This is a genomic window from Paenibacillus sp. CFBP 13594 (genome assembly GCF_014842675.1).
Classification (GTDB): Bacteria; Bacillota; Bacilli; order Paenibacillales; family Paenibacillaceae; genus Paenibacillus; species Paenibacillus amylolyticus_B.
In genome coordinates this window covers 415,738-429,471 of record NZ_JACYVQ010000003.1, presented here as the reverse complement: position 1 = coordinate 429,471, position 13,734 = coordinate 415,738, and the positions used below count along the sequence as shown (strand labels likewise).

The following is a 13,734-nucleotide window of genomic DNA, read 5'->3' as shown; positions in this document are numbered from 1 at the left end:
CACACTGTTCCCTCTCTGTTGAAGCTGGCTTGCACAATCATGTCCTCGTTATAACGCTGTTATCATTTTTGACCACATTAGTTCATTTACAAGTAATTGTCAACCAATTAGTCGAATACAACTCCAGAATAATACTCCACTACATCACGAATGAGCATAAACGCATCCCCATTTGTAAGATTGTTCTTGTCAGCAATGCCAGCAAGCGTGTCGGCACTTATAAAGTTTTGCGTTTGTAATTGAGCAAGTGCCTGTTCAAGTGAAGTTTCCGTTTCTGAAGATCCCATTGCCAGACATAACATATACGCAGCCTGATCCAACGATAAAGGTAGGGTCACGGCATTCTCCATATTTGCTAGAGCTTGGTCGGCACTGCCTGTGTAGGCTTCTGGAAACATCGCTTGCATTCTCTTCAATTTACTTAAAAATCGTTCTGGATTCATTCCTTTATCCAGTTCCCAACCATCGTTATTATAATTGCCTGAAGTCATGTACATACTCGCTGCAGCCAGCAATCCCTTGTAATCCTTATGTTCCATATAATCAGGCTGCTCGAAACGATGAACTTTCAGATCCATACCCTGATTCTCCAGCATCTTACGTAGTTCAGATGCTCGCTCTTCAGAAGCTGAGAGTTCGCGGAAGGACTCCTTATGGATATATGCCAGCTTGACCGCCGCTCCTGCTGCTTCTCCCTCTGCCATTCCCAGTGGGACAACTCTTGCACTACCGTGTGGGATTGTATCAAAACTTGCTGCACGTCCAACGACGAGCAAACCATCAACCATTAGCGGTACAAGCGAGCGAAAGGGTACACCATATTGAATCGGACTCAACATAATCGTGCCGGGATTTCCAACACTCGTGCTCTGAATATCAATATCGTATGAGCCGTATCCAATGGCATCCCAATGATCACGATTTTCCATGACATCAGCTAATGTTAATCGGTACTCGCCATAGATATGACGTGACTCCCTCACGTAAAGCTCGTCTGCTGTTCCAGCATATTGTAGCCCTGCAAATTCATCATAATTTTTCTTCAGAAAATCAACAATTAGTGGGGCTTCTTTACGCCCGATTTCCAGACCTTTTTTCACAGATATCGGATCTAACGGATCTACCCCAAAGATCTGCATCGTATTAATCAAGATTGTATCATCATTTTGTCTTCCGATATTCAGACTTCGAATCTTAATATGTTGTGGATTGGAGGATTCATATTTTCTAGCATCACCGTACCCCCAAGCACTCATCTTATCAACCCCGGTTCCCTCTCTTTCCCTAAACTTTTGCCATACCTCATCAGTAACACCGCTTAGCTTGAATACAAGCGTAGAGACCATTTTGGATTTACCGTCTCCAATATCTTGTCTACCTATGGAATATGGAACTCCTGCAGCGGCTGCAATATCCGCATCTTGCGTTGCATCAATGATGGAGCGGGTTGAGACCTGAACAGTTGTTCCATCTTCTTTAGTAATGCTCATACCCGTTATTGTCGTGTGATCTCCCGTAGATGGTTCAGTAAGGGGAACTAATTCCTTAGCATTCATCAACAGGTCAATATTAGGTTCAGAACGAACCATCCGATAGAAAATGTTAGCCGCTGTATTGGTATCAAATGAACTACCCTCGATCTGGTCAAACCATTCCTGGAAAATGCCTTTATTCAAAAAGTCAGGCTGCCGCAAACTACTCAATAACTGCGGTTGTTCAGGGGAATAATTTAGATCCAGCGTATTAAGGCCTCCCTCGGTCAACAATCCTCCCAACATGTTGCGATCTCTTGCTTCCACCAGCAATACACGCATCCCATTACGAGCAGCTGATAAGGCTGCAGTAATACCTTCCGGATCCGTTCCAGCTACAATAACGTTATAGGAATCTTTCAGGTTTAGTGTAGATTGCACTTCCTCCAAAGGCTGCCATACATAATTATTATTAAATTTATAATTCTTGTTCCAAATATAAAATGCACCATATGCAGCGCTCATTAAAACAATAAACACACTAGCTGTAATTGCTGTTATTTTCAATTTTCTACTAATCAAAGACACAAACCTCCATATGTACTTTAAATTCAATAATACTAACTCGTGAGTAGTTTTCCTATGTTATAGCAACAACCGACTAACTTTTTCTCCTTTTCTACATGAGTATGCTATAAACAATAAAAAACTCCCCAACACTTCAAACGGTGTTAGGAAGTTTTGATAATAAGACGGAAAATTCTACTTTTATGTTGCCATACATACAAACAAAATATAGGGAAGTCCCTAACTTTCCTCATTATAACGACCACTTTTTGCGAAGTAAAGACTTACCAAAAACGGAAATGCATCAGAAAGATCATTAAACACTCAGACTGTTCCTTCATCCTGACTACAATGAATTCTCTGGCGATGGCTGACATGGCAGCACGTTCCCTGTAATATAGAGAAATAGAAATCTATCACAGGTATTAATCGATAAAGGAGCTTGTCCTATGCCATATATCATATATGATCTTGAATTCACGGTAAGCCGCAATACTCGCTATTCTTCTGAAATTATTGATATCGGTGCCGTCAAAGTTACGGAGAGTGCGGATGGATTGGTTGTAACGGATACGTTCCATACGTATGTTCGTCCTTCCAATAAGTCTGTTCTGTCCACTGACACAATTCAATTTACAGGTATCACACAGAAAGATATTGATGCAGCCCCCCTTTTTCCGGCAGCACTGAATCAATTCATCGCCTGGATGGGAAGTGACCCCTATTACATGTGTTCCTGGGGACCCGATGACCGCAGCAAACTGATCTCTCATTGTCGCACCCATCAACTTGATGTGGCCTGGATCACCAATCATAACGATCTTCAGCAGCAATGGTCCCGTACCGTTCGCAAAGAAGGCAAGTTCCGTCAACTCGGTCTCGCTCAGGCTCTTGAAATCTGCGGAATTGAATTTGATGGTACCCAGCACCGTGCTTTGGATGATGCCATTAATACAGCCAAGGTGTTTATGCATCAATTTGACCGATTCACTCTCGAAAACAACTGTGCAGCCGATGATGAGGGCATTACATCCAAGGTTGTCTATTCCAGCTCCACAGAAGATGAAGAGAAAGAATCCCCTTTTGGCAATCTGGCAAGCCTTTTCAAAACCAAAGAGTAACCGTCTACAGCACAGTACTTAATCGTGTTTTGCCTTAGGATAGGTGGCATTCTAATCTCAATTTTTATTGTACATTTGTTGCCAATAGTTTAGGCGTTCTTTCATCTTGATGCGGCAGATCTCAGGTTCGAGAATTTCCGCATCAGGTCCATATTTAGATATCCATACGAGAAATTCGTCAACATCACTTAATATGGCTTCAAATAACAGGCTACCTTCCGGTTCAATGGTTAGGATGGGTCGCATAAAAAATTGCTCCTGCATCACACGCTCCACAGCATGGGGTGCAAATCGAATTTTGAACGCAGTCCACTCCGCACTTCCCTCGTATGCCCAAGGAATGCGGAAGTGCGATTGCATCAGATAATCCTCTTTGCGAAACGTGCGTGGCAATATCCGTATCCTTTGCAGCCGGCTCACCTGAAATATTCGAAGTTTCTCCGACAGGTGACAATACCCTAACAGCTCAAATCTGTATTCACGAGGGATAAGACAGTAAGGATCTATGCGTACGATCCCTTTTTTACCTTGAGACAGATACTCCCCTTCAATGGTGTTCTGTGAAATGCCAGACTGAAGCAGGGTAATCAGGGATTGATTCTGCGAATCGTTGTTTTCATTTTGCCATGCTGGCAATCCCGCTTTGAACAATCCACTAATTTGCTCCGACCATTCCACTCGTTCTGTTTTGTTTTTCTGACTCGCAGCAACCACTTTCTCATAAGCGCTCTCAAAAGCAGGTTTTAGCAAAGGACGAATATTCTCCATAACTTCAGCAAGATGCATGAAAGCTTGGGCTTCTTCATCAGACCAATTTAGCGGATACATGGCAAATTGGCTGATAAACATGTACCCTTGTCCGTGTCCCATATTGGCGATCGGGATATGCATTGCACTGAGGGCCTCCATGTCGCGGTATATCGTCCTTTCCGTCGTCTCGCATCGCTGGGCGAGCTCACGTGCCAGTATACCCGGCTTGGCCTGCACCAGTGTGATAATGCGCATTAATCGGATTAGTCGGTCTGTCATTTTGCCGGACCCTCCACGATGTTGTTTCAATAAATTTGATACAACTCCATCCATTGTTTAATATGATATTGATACATACATTCGACCTTCTCCTAAACTTCACCTTCAAATATGTAGACTCTCTCTATACCGTCACCATCTGAAATCAACCCTATTCTCCTAATATCTTTTTTTCACGATCATGATATCCCGTTGTAAACGTTATCTCATAGTGATAACGTAGTTTTTCAACGATCTCGGCTTCCGCGTAATAGTCCAAATCTTGCTTCCGCGCAGCTTCAATTAACAACGCATCAGCATGGCGACGCAACATATTACTTCCCTCCTGAACCCGGCCTCTTTCGTAGGCGCGCAGGGCTTGTTTGATCAGGGGCACGGTTTCACTTAATTTGATCGTCTTCTCCACCTTGGGATCTTCCGGCTGTCGCAACATGCCCAGATGACTGGTGTACTGAATATACAACTGTTCTCTTCGTAACAACACACGTTGACTTTGCTTCAACTTCCTTGTGCTCCAGTAGGCTGAACATACGGCAGCTTTTCCTGATACACGGGGTCCCATGACGAATTCAAGCAAAATTTGTTTACTTTCTCCCTTGTACATATCCCCAAGCCTCAATAACCAGCCAATATCCGTTTCCTTGGAACGACATCCATAGATGCCTTTTAGCTGTACTCCATATTCCGGTTTGAGCAAAAGTTCCAAATCTCTTGATACAATTTTGGGTGCTATTTTCCTAAGTCTTTTGGCAGGGGCACCGTTACGCCACTCTACCATCATATATACGGGGTCGGCTCCCCCTGTCGGTATGGCCTCTTTATTCCACGAATAAGATACTTCAAAGACTGAGTTCACTGGTAGTCTCTCCCCCGATTTATATGTATTATCTTCTAAGTTATCAGGGTGAATGGACACTATATTGTCACGGAACACATGTTCTCATTAAATTTTTCCAATATATTAGTTTTATATCCCTAAATCCGTCTCAATACGACAATAAACGACGAAAAAACCTGGCACTAGGCCAAGCTTATCAATCACTTATCTATGACAAGTCCCAAATTAAACAGTAGGATGATCGTTTCCCATTTTGTGTAAATATTGTACTCCATCTACTTCGTTTACCGGTGCATAGGTGACACTGTCAATGACCAGCTTACGCCCTACTGGCTCTCCATTAACAGTGATCATGATTGTTTTGGTTGATGTGTTCTGATCTGCTGTATACATATGTTTCTACTCCTTCATGTTCACGATCTTATATTCAATCGGATATATTGGTATCGTTCATTAAATTGCGCATTTGTGAATAGCATGCACCCGGAACTGAAGTAAAAGATCTGTTAAACGGTCCGGTGTGCTTGCCTATCGTTCTATTACCCGGCAGATTTGTAAGTTAAACAGCCTTGTTCCTAAATCATTTTAAATATTTCGGGTAATAAAACGATATCATCTTGAACCCATCGTCCCGGTTTTGACGTATAATGTAAGAGCCGTATTTCAACAATAGACGACGAATTCGGCGCTTGATCTATCTAACCGAAGAAAGAGGTGTTAACGATGCCAAAATCCATTCAGGGTTATTTCATTCGGGTGTTATTCACCACATGCATTCTATTTACCGTTTCGATCGCTTCGACAGTAAGTGCTGCCAGTGCCAATATTTTTACGGATATATACAGTGGATGGGAACGAGTCTCCGAATTGCCCGGAGAAGTGAACGCTCTGCAGGAAAGTTATAAGCAAACAATGGAGCAATTAAATCAAACGTCTGCTCAGTTGGGACAAGCCCAGGCCAATGTCGAAGCATTTAAGACCCAGAACGAACAACTGCTGGCTCAGAACCAGAAACTCACTGAAATGGTAAGTAAATTACAGGAGGACCAGGATGCCAAAGCAGCTACTACCAAACGAATTCAGACGACGATCATCACTGTCGTTTCGCTCATATTGGGTTACTTTGTTCTGATTCGTGTGATGCGCTGGGGAATGCGTCGCCGTTCCGGCCGAGTATAAAAGAACAGGAGCAACTGCATGAACATACACCTGAACAATGCTGAAGCAAGCGGAGCAGGACAAGTCGTTACATTTTCACTGATTAAAGATGACCGCCTTCATATTTTGCATCCGCAGCAAATTGTGGCCTTCCGCGGTCCAAGTGGGAGTCGCAATGACAAATTCATGAATATCACGGGCATATATCGCAAAAAAAAGCTGATTAAATCCGAAATCACCGGACCTTGCCAATTTGTGGCTGCCCTGCCTCCCGGATTCACGATGAAGGAAGTGGAGCTCACGGAGAACAGTGATCTGCTCTATGACTTCCGCCACCTGTTCTTCTACTCTGATGGTGTAACCATGCATACCAAAATCCAGAAAATCAAAAACATGCTGATCACCCGTGATGCAGTGAAAATGAAATTTTCCGGCAAAGGCAAGATCGGATTGCTCACCCAAGGCCAAGTCTGCCAACAGGAACTTCATCCTACAGCGCCGCTCTATGTGGATGCTGGCAGCATTATTGCCTATCCCGAAAATGCACATCTTGAACTCACCGTATATGGTAACAACCTTGCCAGTCAGCATATGAATTATCATTGGAAGATGACAGGACATGGATCTGTACTCTTTCAGGCTGGACGTGAGAATCGCCGCTTGGAACAGGATCTTAACGATGAGGGACTGTTCAAACGAATTCTGAAAGAAGTTATCCCTTTCGGCAATGTATTGATCAAATAAACGGATCCAATAAGCTGCTAGTTGGTGGAGCCGATCGATTAGCTGCCACTATGCTCCAGTGGGGTGGTCACCGCGCGGTTTCATGTTATAATGATTCAGACAATTGAAGAAGAAAATCCATGCCTGTGGCATGGGAGAGGTTCGCGAACTCCCTCTATAAGACTAGACTTGACGATGTGATGGTCAGTATAAGTCTTGCGTACACGTTGCGGTCACCATGCAATCATGTACGTAAAAAACTAAGGACACTTACTCTTGCCTGCTTTTTTGAAGCGGTTATCGAGAAGGTGTGTTTTTTGATGGATGCCAGTTCATGAACTTCTCTGTTCTTCCGACACTCTATGCCTAAGCGCATGGTTTGATCTCAAGAAGATAGAGAGGTTTTTTTATGTTGAACGAAGAAAAAGCAGTCGTTGTATTCAGCGGCGGTCAGGATAGTACCACGTGTCTGTTCTGGGCCAAACAACAGTTTGCCGAAGTCGAGGTTGTTACGTTTGATTACGGTCAGCGTCACAAGCTGGAGATTGAATGTGCATCCGAGATTGCTCGTGATCTGGGCGTACAACAAACCGTACTCGATATGAGCCTGTTAAACCAGCTTGCACCCAATGCGCTCACTCGCACGGATGTGGAAATTACACATGAAGAAGGCGAACTGCCAAGTACATTTGTGGATGGACGGAATCTGCTGTTCCTTAGTTTTGCAGCCATTATGGCCAAACAAAAAGGAGCTCGTCACCTGGTTACAGGTGTATGCGAGACGGATTTCAGCGGATACCCAGATTGCCGGGATTCATTTGTAAAGTCGATGAATGTGACACTTAATCTGTCGATGGACTATCCATTTGTCATTCACACCCCGCTCATGTGGCTGGACAAAGCCCAAACGTGGAAGATGGCCGATGATCTCGGTGCTTTTGATTATGTACGCGAGCGTACCTTGACCTGTTATAACGGCGTGATCGGCGATGGATGCGGAGAATGCCCTGCTTGCAAACTGCGCAAAGCCGGACTGGATCGTTATATACAGCAACGTGCTGCCGGATCTACGGGAGTGGATGTACGATGAGAGAGCCAGGAACATTCCGTATTGTAGAGCATCTGCAACGCATCGGAGAAGATATTCTACCCACCCAGCTGCGCTATCACCGCAAACGTGTGCTTGTAAGCAAAGAATTCACCTTTGACGCAGCACATCACCTGCATTGTTATGAAGGCAAGTGCAAAAACCTGCATGGTCATACGTATAAAGTTATTTTTGGCATCAGCGGTTATCCGGGTGAGACCGGGCTGACGGTTGATTTTGGACATATCAAAGATATATGGAAAACTCAGATTGAGGGATATCTGGATCATCAGTACCTCAACGAGACACTTCCTTTAATGAATACAACGGCTGAAAATATGGTCGTTTGGCTGTTCGAACAGATGGAACATGCGCTCCAGACGGAACCCTATGCCGGCCTGACAGACGGTGGGCGGACGGAGTTTGTCCGACTCTTCGAGACACCAACCAGTTACGCGGAAGCGAGACGGGAGTGGATGATCGATGAGTAGTGTTGTAGAACATAGACAGTCGCGCGAACGTAACCAAGAAGCTCGCATCCCTGTGATGGAGATTTTTGGTCCGACGGTTCAAGGCGAAGGCATGGTCATCGGGCAAAAAACAATGTTTGTTCGCACCGCGGGCTGCGATTATCGCTGCTCCTGGTGCGACTCGGCCTTTACCTGGGACGGCAGTGGCAAGGACCAGATTCGAATGATTACGCCAGAGGATGTATGGGAAGAATTGCGCCGCGTTGGCGGCACCCGCTTCTCCCATGTCACCATCTCTGGCGGTAATCCCGCCCTGCTTGCTTCGCTGGGCGGATTGGTTGCCCTGCTGCGGGAGAACGGCATCCGCACCGCGGTGGAGACGCAGGGCTCCCGCTGGCAGCCTTGGCTGGCGGACATTGACGAAGTCACCATCTCGCCTAAGCCACCCAGCTCTGGCATGGACACCGATTGGGCCGTGCTGGATGATCTGATCGGAAGACTGGCCGCTGACCCGGTAGAACGAAGTCACAGTCTGAAGATCGTGATCTTCGATGAGACAGACCTGGACTATGCCCGCCGTGTGCATGCGCGGTATCCGGGCACGGATTTATTTTTACAAACCGGGAACCCGGATGTGACTTCCGCCGATACGCCAGATCTGGCGTCCTCACTGCTTGCTCGTTATGAGTGGCTGATCGACCAAGTTAGCGCCTCCGATGACCTGAATGATGTTCGTGTTCTTCCGCAGCTACATACGTTGGTATGGGGCAACAAACGCGGCGTGTGATGGGCAGCATGATGTAAGGATGAGGACGAAATGTCCTTGGAAAATAAGAGAATTCAACAGGCAAAATGGCCTATTCATATATACCGCGAAGCTTCGGGCTTTGACGGAAACAAGGAGCGTTTAATAACCGATGAGACAACCTGATGAGATGCAAGATGTGACGTTGCTGGGCAACCAGAACGTAAAATATACGTTTGAATATGATCCGGGCATTCTGGAGAGCTTTGATAACAAACATCCGTACCGTGATTATTTTGTAAAATTCAACTGCCCGGAGTTCACCAGCCTGTGCCCGATTACGGGTCAGCCAGACTTTGCAACGATCTATATTAGCTACATTCCTGATATCAAAATGGTGGAGAGCAAATCACTCAAGTTGTACCTGTTCAGCTTCCGCAACCACGGTGATTTCCACGAGGATTGTGTGAATATCATCATGAATGACCTGATCAAGCTGATGGACCCGCGTTACATCGAAGTATGGGGCAAATTCACACCGCGCGGCGGTATTTCCATTGACCCGTACACAAACTACGGTAAGCCGGGAACGAAGTACGAGCAGATGGCCGACCACCGTATGATGAATCATGATATGTATCCGGAGACGATTGATAATCGTTAAACTGGCGGGTAAATCAACTCTGCTATAACTAAAATAAATTATTGGTCACAGAAAAGCCGAACTCTTCAAATCTGAAGGAGTTCGGCTTTTTAGTATAAACCTTTAGAAACTCAGTCTCTCAATACAATGGGATCGCAATGCGTTCAAGTAGACTGATCTTTCTTTAGTTCTTTGACTTTTTTGATGTAATGTCTCAACATCAGCACACCAATTGACTGAAAAATGATAAATATGACGATAGCAGCAGATAGAGATTCCGGTGCTACATAGATAACCTGAAACGTTATTACAGCCATATACAAAATAGTCATCACCAATTCACGTTTGGCGGATTTATAAGGTGATAAGGATTTCATATACATCCCTCCTCTATCCTTCTTATACATAAATATGGGTCTTCTTACAGTAGATGCTAAAGTAATACGTTTGTTTTGTAAATGCAATGCTATTAATAAACACCTTGGAAATAGAGTTGAATTCATCAATGTTTTCCCTTGTTCCCCTTGTCGGTCCAATCAATCTATCCTATTATGTAACAATATGCTTACACGCATATATTACAACATCAGGCGCTGATCCCTCGTGACCGCGACCAAAGGAGAATTGTACATGTCTACTCAATCCACTTTAACCAAGGACGCCACAGCGCGTTCGAAAGCCCCACCCGGATCGGATGCCCAAAGCACCGTATACCGGATACTTATTGCCATCAGTTTGGTCCATCTTTTCAATGATTCGATCCAGTCGGTTATTCCAGCCATTTTTCCGATTTTGAAAGATTCCATGCATCTCACGTATACTCAGATCGGATGGATATCATTTGCTATCAACTTTACCGCTTCCATTATGCAGCCTGTCGTAGGCTGGTTTGCAGATAAAAAACCGACGCCATCTATCCTGCCCATTGGCATGGGTTTTACATTTACTGGCATGTTGCTGTTGGCCTTTGCTGACAGTTATATGGCTGTCCTAATCTCCGTTATTTTTGTCGGTCTAGGTTCTGCTGCTTTCCATCCGGAAGGTTCACGGGTATCCCATATGGCTGCTGGTCAGCGCCGTGGGCTGGCACAGTCCATCTTCCAGGTTGGTGGTAACGCCGGGCAGTCCCTTGCCCCATTGCTTACACGCTGGATCTTTATCCCGTTTGGACTGTTCGGTGCCATTGGATTTACAGGCATTGCTGCCATGGGGATTGCAGTCCAAATCTACATAGCCCGTTGGTATGGACGCATGCTGCAATCGGGAGGATATCTGCGTAGACAGGCTGCTGCCCGTCGTGCACCCAATCCTGCTTTACGCAAAAAGATTACTGCCGCCATTACGCTATTGATTTTGCTTGTCTTTGTTCGTTCCTGGTATATCGCTTCCATTGGCAGCTTCTACGCGTTTAATCTGAAAGATACCTTTGGATTATCCACAGAGGACGCGCAGATCTATATCTTCTTGTTCCTGGCTGCTGGAGCACTTGGTACATTCTTCGGAGGCCCACTGGCAGATCGATTCGGCAAACGTAACCTGATCTTCCTGTCCATGGCTGGAGCTGCTCCGCTGGCTCTGTTGCTGCCCTATGCGAATCTGTTCTGGACAGGCGTACTACTAACCATTATTGGTTTTATCATGTTATCCAGCTTCTCGGTTACGGTTGTGTACGCACAGATGCTGATTCCGGGCAAAATCGGAACGGTCTCCGGCCTGATCACAGGTCTGGCATTTGGAATGGGAGGCCTGGGCGCACTCGTGCTGGGCAACTGGATTGACGTTTTCGGTGTATCACCCGTAATGCAGATGTGCAGCTTCCTGCCCCTGCTCGGGATCTTCACGTTCTTGCTTCCATCCGATAAATTACTCAATATCTGGGCGAAAGAAAACGGCAGTGAAGAGTAAAAAATACATCAACAGGTGTCCACTTTTTATTCTATACTAGATCCAATCCTTACGTGGCAGCATCGTCCTTATAAGACGTTATCTTGCGCTAACGAACCTGACAGCACTTATTTGAACGATTACTGCCGGTTGCGCAATCTAAAGAATCTAAGCAACGCTATTCCAGAGAAAAAGGCCGAAAACCTTGGAATGTGCGCGTGAAATGCAGAAATAGCGTGTCTGAGATTCTTTAGCAATTGGAATTAGTAAAATATCGCCGAATAACGTCTGCTGAGTTCTTTAGGTTTCACTTTAGTCATTTACATTTGCAGTATGAATAAAATGCTTGAACCATAACAAAAGGGTTCTTGCCAACTCTGTATTCACAGACTGGCAGGAACCCTTTTTTATATTTGTTGTTCTCGTATTTAGTTCAACCGTTTATTCCACGTCACACATGACAACGTTGCTGCCTTGAGCTGTAATTAGTTCCTTCACATCTTCAAATTCAAGGAATACCGTCGCCGTATTTTCCATCGGATGAATTCCGATTTTCTGACCAACTAGATCCTTGTCAAAAACTACAGTCACGTTTTTCTGAATATTATTAAAAACCCCCATAGGGTTGACGTGCCCTTTTTCCAATCCGAGGAATTCCAACAAATCCTTTTCACTGGCAAAACTTAATTTGCGGCTAGGTATCTTTTCGCTTAAACTTCTCAAATCAACGGACTTCGTTCCAGCAATCGTCACCAGATAATAGTTGCGTTTCTTGTCATCACGCAGAAACAGATTTTTAACGATACGTTCTGTATGTGGAATTTGATAAGAGAATATTTCCTCCATCGTGTATACTGCGGGATGTTCAATACTTTCGTAAACGATATTATTGCGATCCAAAAGATCATAGAAACCCTGTTTGTTTAACATATCAAATTCAACTCTTTCAATATAAATATTCTTCTGTAATGTTACTTCAAACGCTGAAGGATCAGCCGTTTTTTGTACAACATTTTACCTGCTTCGGCTACATCACGGATCGTATTTTTGTTGCTCACTGAACCAAATACCATGCCGGCAATAGGCACGAGTTGGAACAGCTTCTTCCAACCAAAGGATTCACTGTAGGAGTTAAACACTTCCCGCCAGCCCTGCATCTGCGATACCACTTCAATTGGCTTGTCCGGATCGTCGTAGGCGGCCAGTTCTTCAATGATCGCTTTCTTGCCTACAATATCGGCGGAAGAGAATTGCAGACATTTGACGATAAAGATACGCTCCAGCGGTTCATCCGGATCATAACCATAACATAGAGCCATCTCCTGCAGTACCTTCAGAGAAAGCCCCATCACCATCGGAATATCTGCTGCAATAGTTACAATGCCACCAAACCCTGTAGCTGCTCCCTGCGCCGCAGCAAATTTGGTTCGGCTCTCGGTAATGTTATCAGCCACCTGGTCCAGCACTTGAAGTGGCAGATTCTCCACACTATGAATCTTCGCTGTCCCCTCCGCTTCAGCTTCCTGCTCCAGACGATAGGACGTATCTATCATGGAATAACCGGACTTCTCGGCTTCCTCTTGCAGCAACTTGGCTACTTTTTTCTTCTGTACGAGGAACTTGCCCCCATTCTGCACATACTGACCCACGTCATTCAGGGAATCGCCGATCTTCTGTTTCAGCGCTTTAGGCATCACTCTATCCAACATCGCAAAGGGCAAACGCCCGATTTTATCCCAAATAAACAAGTCTTTCTGTTGTTTCTCCCATTTCAAAATCTGTTCAAGCTCCAAGTCCAACGTCTCGCGTGAATCCATATGTGATCCTCCTAATAGGTTCTGCATCGTAATCTGTATCTTTCTCATACGCAGAAATCATCGTTGTGGTTGCTTTGTTTTGTGTCCAGGATACATATGTTCAGGCACTCTATCTTATCGTTCACATACAAAAGAGCCCTTAATCAGCATCACTCGCTAACTAAGGGTTCTCGTATTCAA

General features: G+C 44.9%; 15 protein-coding genes. 8 read left to right on the top strand and 7 right to left on the bottom strand.

All coding sequences use genetic code 11. The features are described from left to right. Nucleotides 1–107 precede the first annotated feature (107 nt). Nucleotides 108–2,054 carry an FAD-dependent oxidoreductase gene (locus tag IFU39_RS12710; RefSeq protein ID WP_244660964.1) on the bottom strand — a complete coding sequence of 649 codons (1,947 nt, stop codon included), beginning with the start codon at nt 2,052–2,054 and terminating at the stop codon, nt 108–110. Between the two features lie 434 nt (nt 2,055–2,488). Between IFU39_RS12710 and IFU39_RS12705 the strand changes: the two genes are divergently transcribed. Beyond that, nucleotides 2,489–3,160, top strand: coding sequence for a 3'-5' exonuclease (locus tag IFU39_RS12705; protein WP_017690193.1), 672 nt, complete (start codon nt 2,489–2,491; stop codon nt 3,158–3,160). 57 nt (nt 3,161–3,217) lie between these two features. Here the strand turns inward: IFU39_RS12705 and IFU39_RS12700 are convergent, their stop codons facing one another. The 3 genes from IFU39_RS12700 to IFU39_RS12690 all read right to left on the bottom strand — a co-directional run bounded on the left by IFU39_RS12700 (nt 3,218) and on the right by IFU39_RS12690 (nt 5,420). Further along, nucleotides 3,218–4,189: a helix-turn-helix transcriptional regulator gene (locus tag IFU39_RS12700; RefSeq protein ID WP_192132977.1), complete on the bottom strand. Its 972-nt coding sequence runs from the start codon at nt 4,187–4,189 to the stop codon at nt 3,218–3,220. 151 nt (nt 4,190–4,340) lie between these two features. Continuing rightward, nucleotides 4,341–5,045 carry a hypothetical protein gene (locus tag IFU39_RS12695; RefSeq protein ID WP_017690195.1) on the bottom strand — a complete coding sequence of 235 codons (705 nt, stop codon included), beginning with the start codon at nt 5,043–5,045 and terminating at the stop codon, nt 4,341–4,343. A gap of 207 nt (nt 5,046–5,252) precedes the next feature. Further along, nucleotides 5,253–5,420, bottom strand: a complete 168-nt coding sequence (locus tag IFU39_RS12690; protein WP_165790126.1) for a hypothetical protein — start codon at nt 5,418–5,420, stop codon at nt 5,253–5,255. A 330-nt stretch (nt 5,421–5,750) separates the two neighbouring features. On the opposite strand from IFU39_RS12690, the gene IFU39_RS12685 reads away from it, so the two are divergent. The 6 genes from IFU39_RS12685 to queF all read left to right on the top strand — a co-directional run bounded on the left by IFU39_RS12685 (nt 5,751) and on the right by queF (nt 9,874). Continuing rightward, nucleotides 5,751–6,206, top strand: coding sequence for a hypothetical protein (locus IFU39_RS12685; protein WP_192132975.1), 456 nt, complete (start codon nt 5,751–5,753; stop codon nt 6,204–6,206). 18 nt (nt 6,207–6,224) lie between these two features. Then, on the top strand, nt 6,225–6,929 hold the full coding sequence (locus tag IFU39_RS12680; protein WP_091015529.1) for an AIM24 family protein: 705 nt from the start codon (nt 6,225–6,227) through the stop codon (nt 6,927–6,929). A gap of 391 nt (nt 6,930–7,320) precedes the next feature. Continuing rightward, nucleotides 7,321–7,998 (top strand): 7-cyano-7-deazaguanine synthase QueC, encoded by a 678-nt coding sequence (queC, locus tag IFU39_RS12675; protein WP_091016197.1) that lies wholly within the window; start codon nt 7,321–7,323, stop codon nt 7,996–7,998. Then, nucleotides 7,995–8,486: a 6-carboxytetrahydropterin synthase QueD gene (gene queD, locus IFU39_RS12670; RefSeq protein ID WP_036611465.1), complete on the top strand. Its 492-nt coding sequence runs from the start codon at nt 7,995–7,997 to the stop codon at nt 8,484–8,486. The genes queC and queD overlap by 4 nt, the downstream gene beginning before the upstream one ends. Next, nucleotides 8,479–9,252 carry a 7-carboxy-7-deazaguanine synthase QueE gene (gene queE / locus IFU39_RS12665; protein WP_192132973.1) on the top strand — a complete coding sequence of 258 codons (774 nt, stop codon included), beginning with the start codon at nt 8,479–8,481 and terminating at the stop codon, nt 9,250–9,252. The genes queD and queE overlap by 8 nt, the downstream gene beginning before the upstream one ends. 130 nt (nt 9,253–9,382) lie before the next feature. Continuing rightward, nucleotides 9,383–9,874 (top strand): preQ(1) synthase, encoded by a 492-nt coding sequence (gene queF, locus IFU39_RS12660; protein WP_017690202.1) that lies wholly within the window; start codon nt 9,383–9,385, stop codon nt 9,872–9,874. A 143-nt stretch (nt 9,875–10,017) separates the two neighbouring features. On the opposite strand, the gene IFU39_RS12655 is transcribed toward queF, so the two are convergent. Then, the gene (locus IFU39_RS12655; RefSeq protein ID WP_192132971.1) at nt 10,018–10,230 is read right to left on the bottom strand and encodes a hypothetical protein; all 213 of its coding nucleotides are present in this window, start codon (nt 10,228–10,230) and stop codon (nt 10,018–10,020) included. A gap of 253 nt (nt 10,231–10,483) precedes the next feature. Here IFU39_RS12655 and IFU39_RS12650 point away from each other — a divergent pair, with 253 nt between their 5' ends. Further along, nucleotides 10,484–11,758, top strand: coding sequence for an MFS transporter (locus IFU39_RS12650; RefSeq protein ID WP_036668794.1), 1,275 nt, complete (start codon nt 10,484–10,486; stop codon nt 11,756–11,758). 420 nt (nt 11,759–12,178) lie between these two features. On the opposite strand, the gene IFU39_RS12645 is transcribed toward IFU39_RS12650, so the two are convergent. Next, complete coding sequence (locus IFU39_RS12645; RefSeq protein WP_105600759.1) at nt 12,179–12,667, bottom strand: prolyl-tRNA synthetase associated domain-containing protein; 489 nt, start codon at nt 12,665–12,667, stop codon at nt 12,179–12,181. 41 nt (nt 12,668–12,708) lie between these two features. Continuing rightward, nucleotides 12,709–13,554: an EcsC family protein gene (locus tag IFU39_RS12640; protein WP_192132969.1), complete on the bottom strand. Its 846-nt coding sequence runs from the start codon at nt 13,552–13,554 to the stop codon at nt 12,709–12,711. Nucleotides 13,555–13,734 lie beyond the last annotated feature (180 nt).

Bases quoted from the DNA above. Each gene is read 5' to 3' on its own strand.
- IFU39_RS12680 (WP_091015529.1), top strand. From the start codon at position 6,225: ATGAACATACACCTGAACAATGCTGAAGCAAGCGGAGCAGGACAAGTC.
- IFU39_RS12650 (WP_036668794.1), top strand. From the start codon at position 10,484: ATGTCTACTCAATCCACTTTAACCAAGGACGCCACAGCGCGTTCGAAA.
- IFU39_RS12700 (WP_192132977.1), bottom strand. From the start codon at position 4,189: ATGACAGACCGACTAATCCGATTAATGCGCATTATCACACTGGTGCAG.
- IFU39_RS12645 (WP_105600759.1), bottom strand. From the start codon at position 12,667: ATGTTAAACAAACAGGGTTTCTATGATCTTTTGGATCGCAATAATATC.
- IFU39_RS12640 (WP_192132969.1), bottom strand. From the start codon at position 13,554: ATGGATTCACGCGAGACGTTGGACTTGGAGCTTGAACAGATTTTGAAA.
- queF (WP_017690202.1), top strand. From the start codon at position 9,383: ATGAGACAACCTGATGAGATGCAAGATGTGACGTTGCTGGGCAACCAG.
- IFU39_RS12655 (WP_192132971.1), bottom strand. From the start codon at position 10,230: ATGAAATCCTTATCACCTTATAAATCCGCCAAACGTGAATTGGTGATG.
- queD (WP_036611465.1), top strand. From the start codon at position 7,995: ATGAGAGAGCCAGGAACATTCCGTATTGTAGAGCATCTGCAACGCATC.
- IFU39_RS12690 (WP_165790126.1), bottom strand. From the start codon at position 5,420: ATGTATACAGCAGATCAGAACACATCAACCAAAACAATCATGATCACT.
- queE (WP_192132973.1), top strand. From the start codon at position 8,479: ATGAGTAGTGTTGTAGAACATAGACAGTCGCGCGAACGTAACCAAGAA.
- IFU39_RS12685 (WP_192132975.1), top strand. From the start codon at position 5,751: ATGCCAAAATCCATTCAGGGTTATTTCATTCGGGTGTTATTCACCACA.
- IFU39_RS12705 (WP_017690193.1), top strand. From the start codon at position 2,489: ATGCCATATATCATATATGATCTTGAATTCACGGTAAGCCGCAATACT.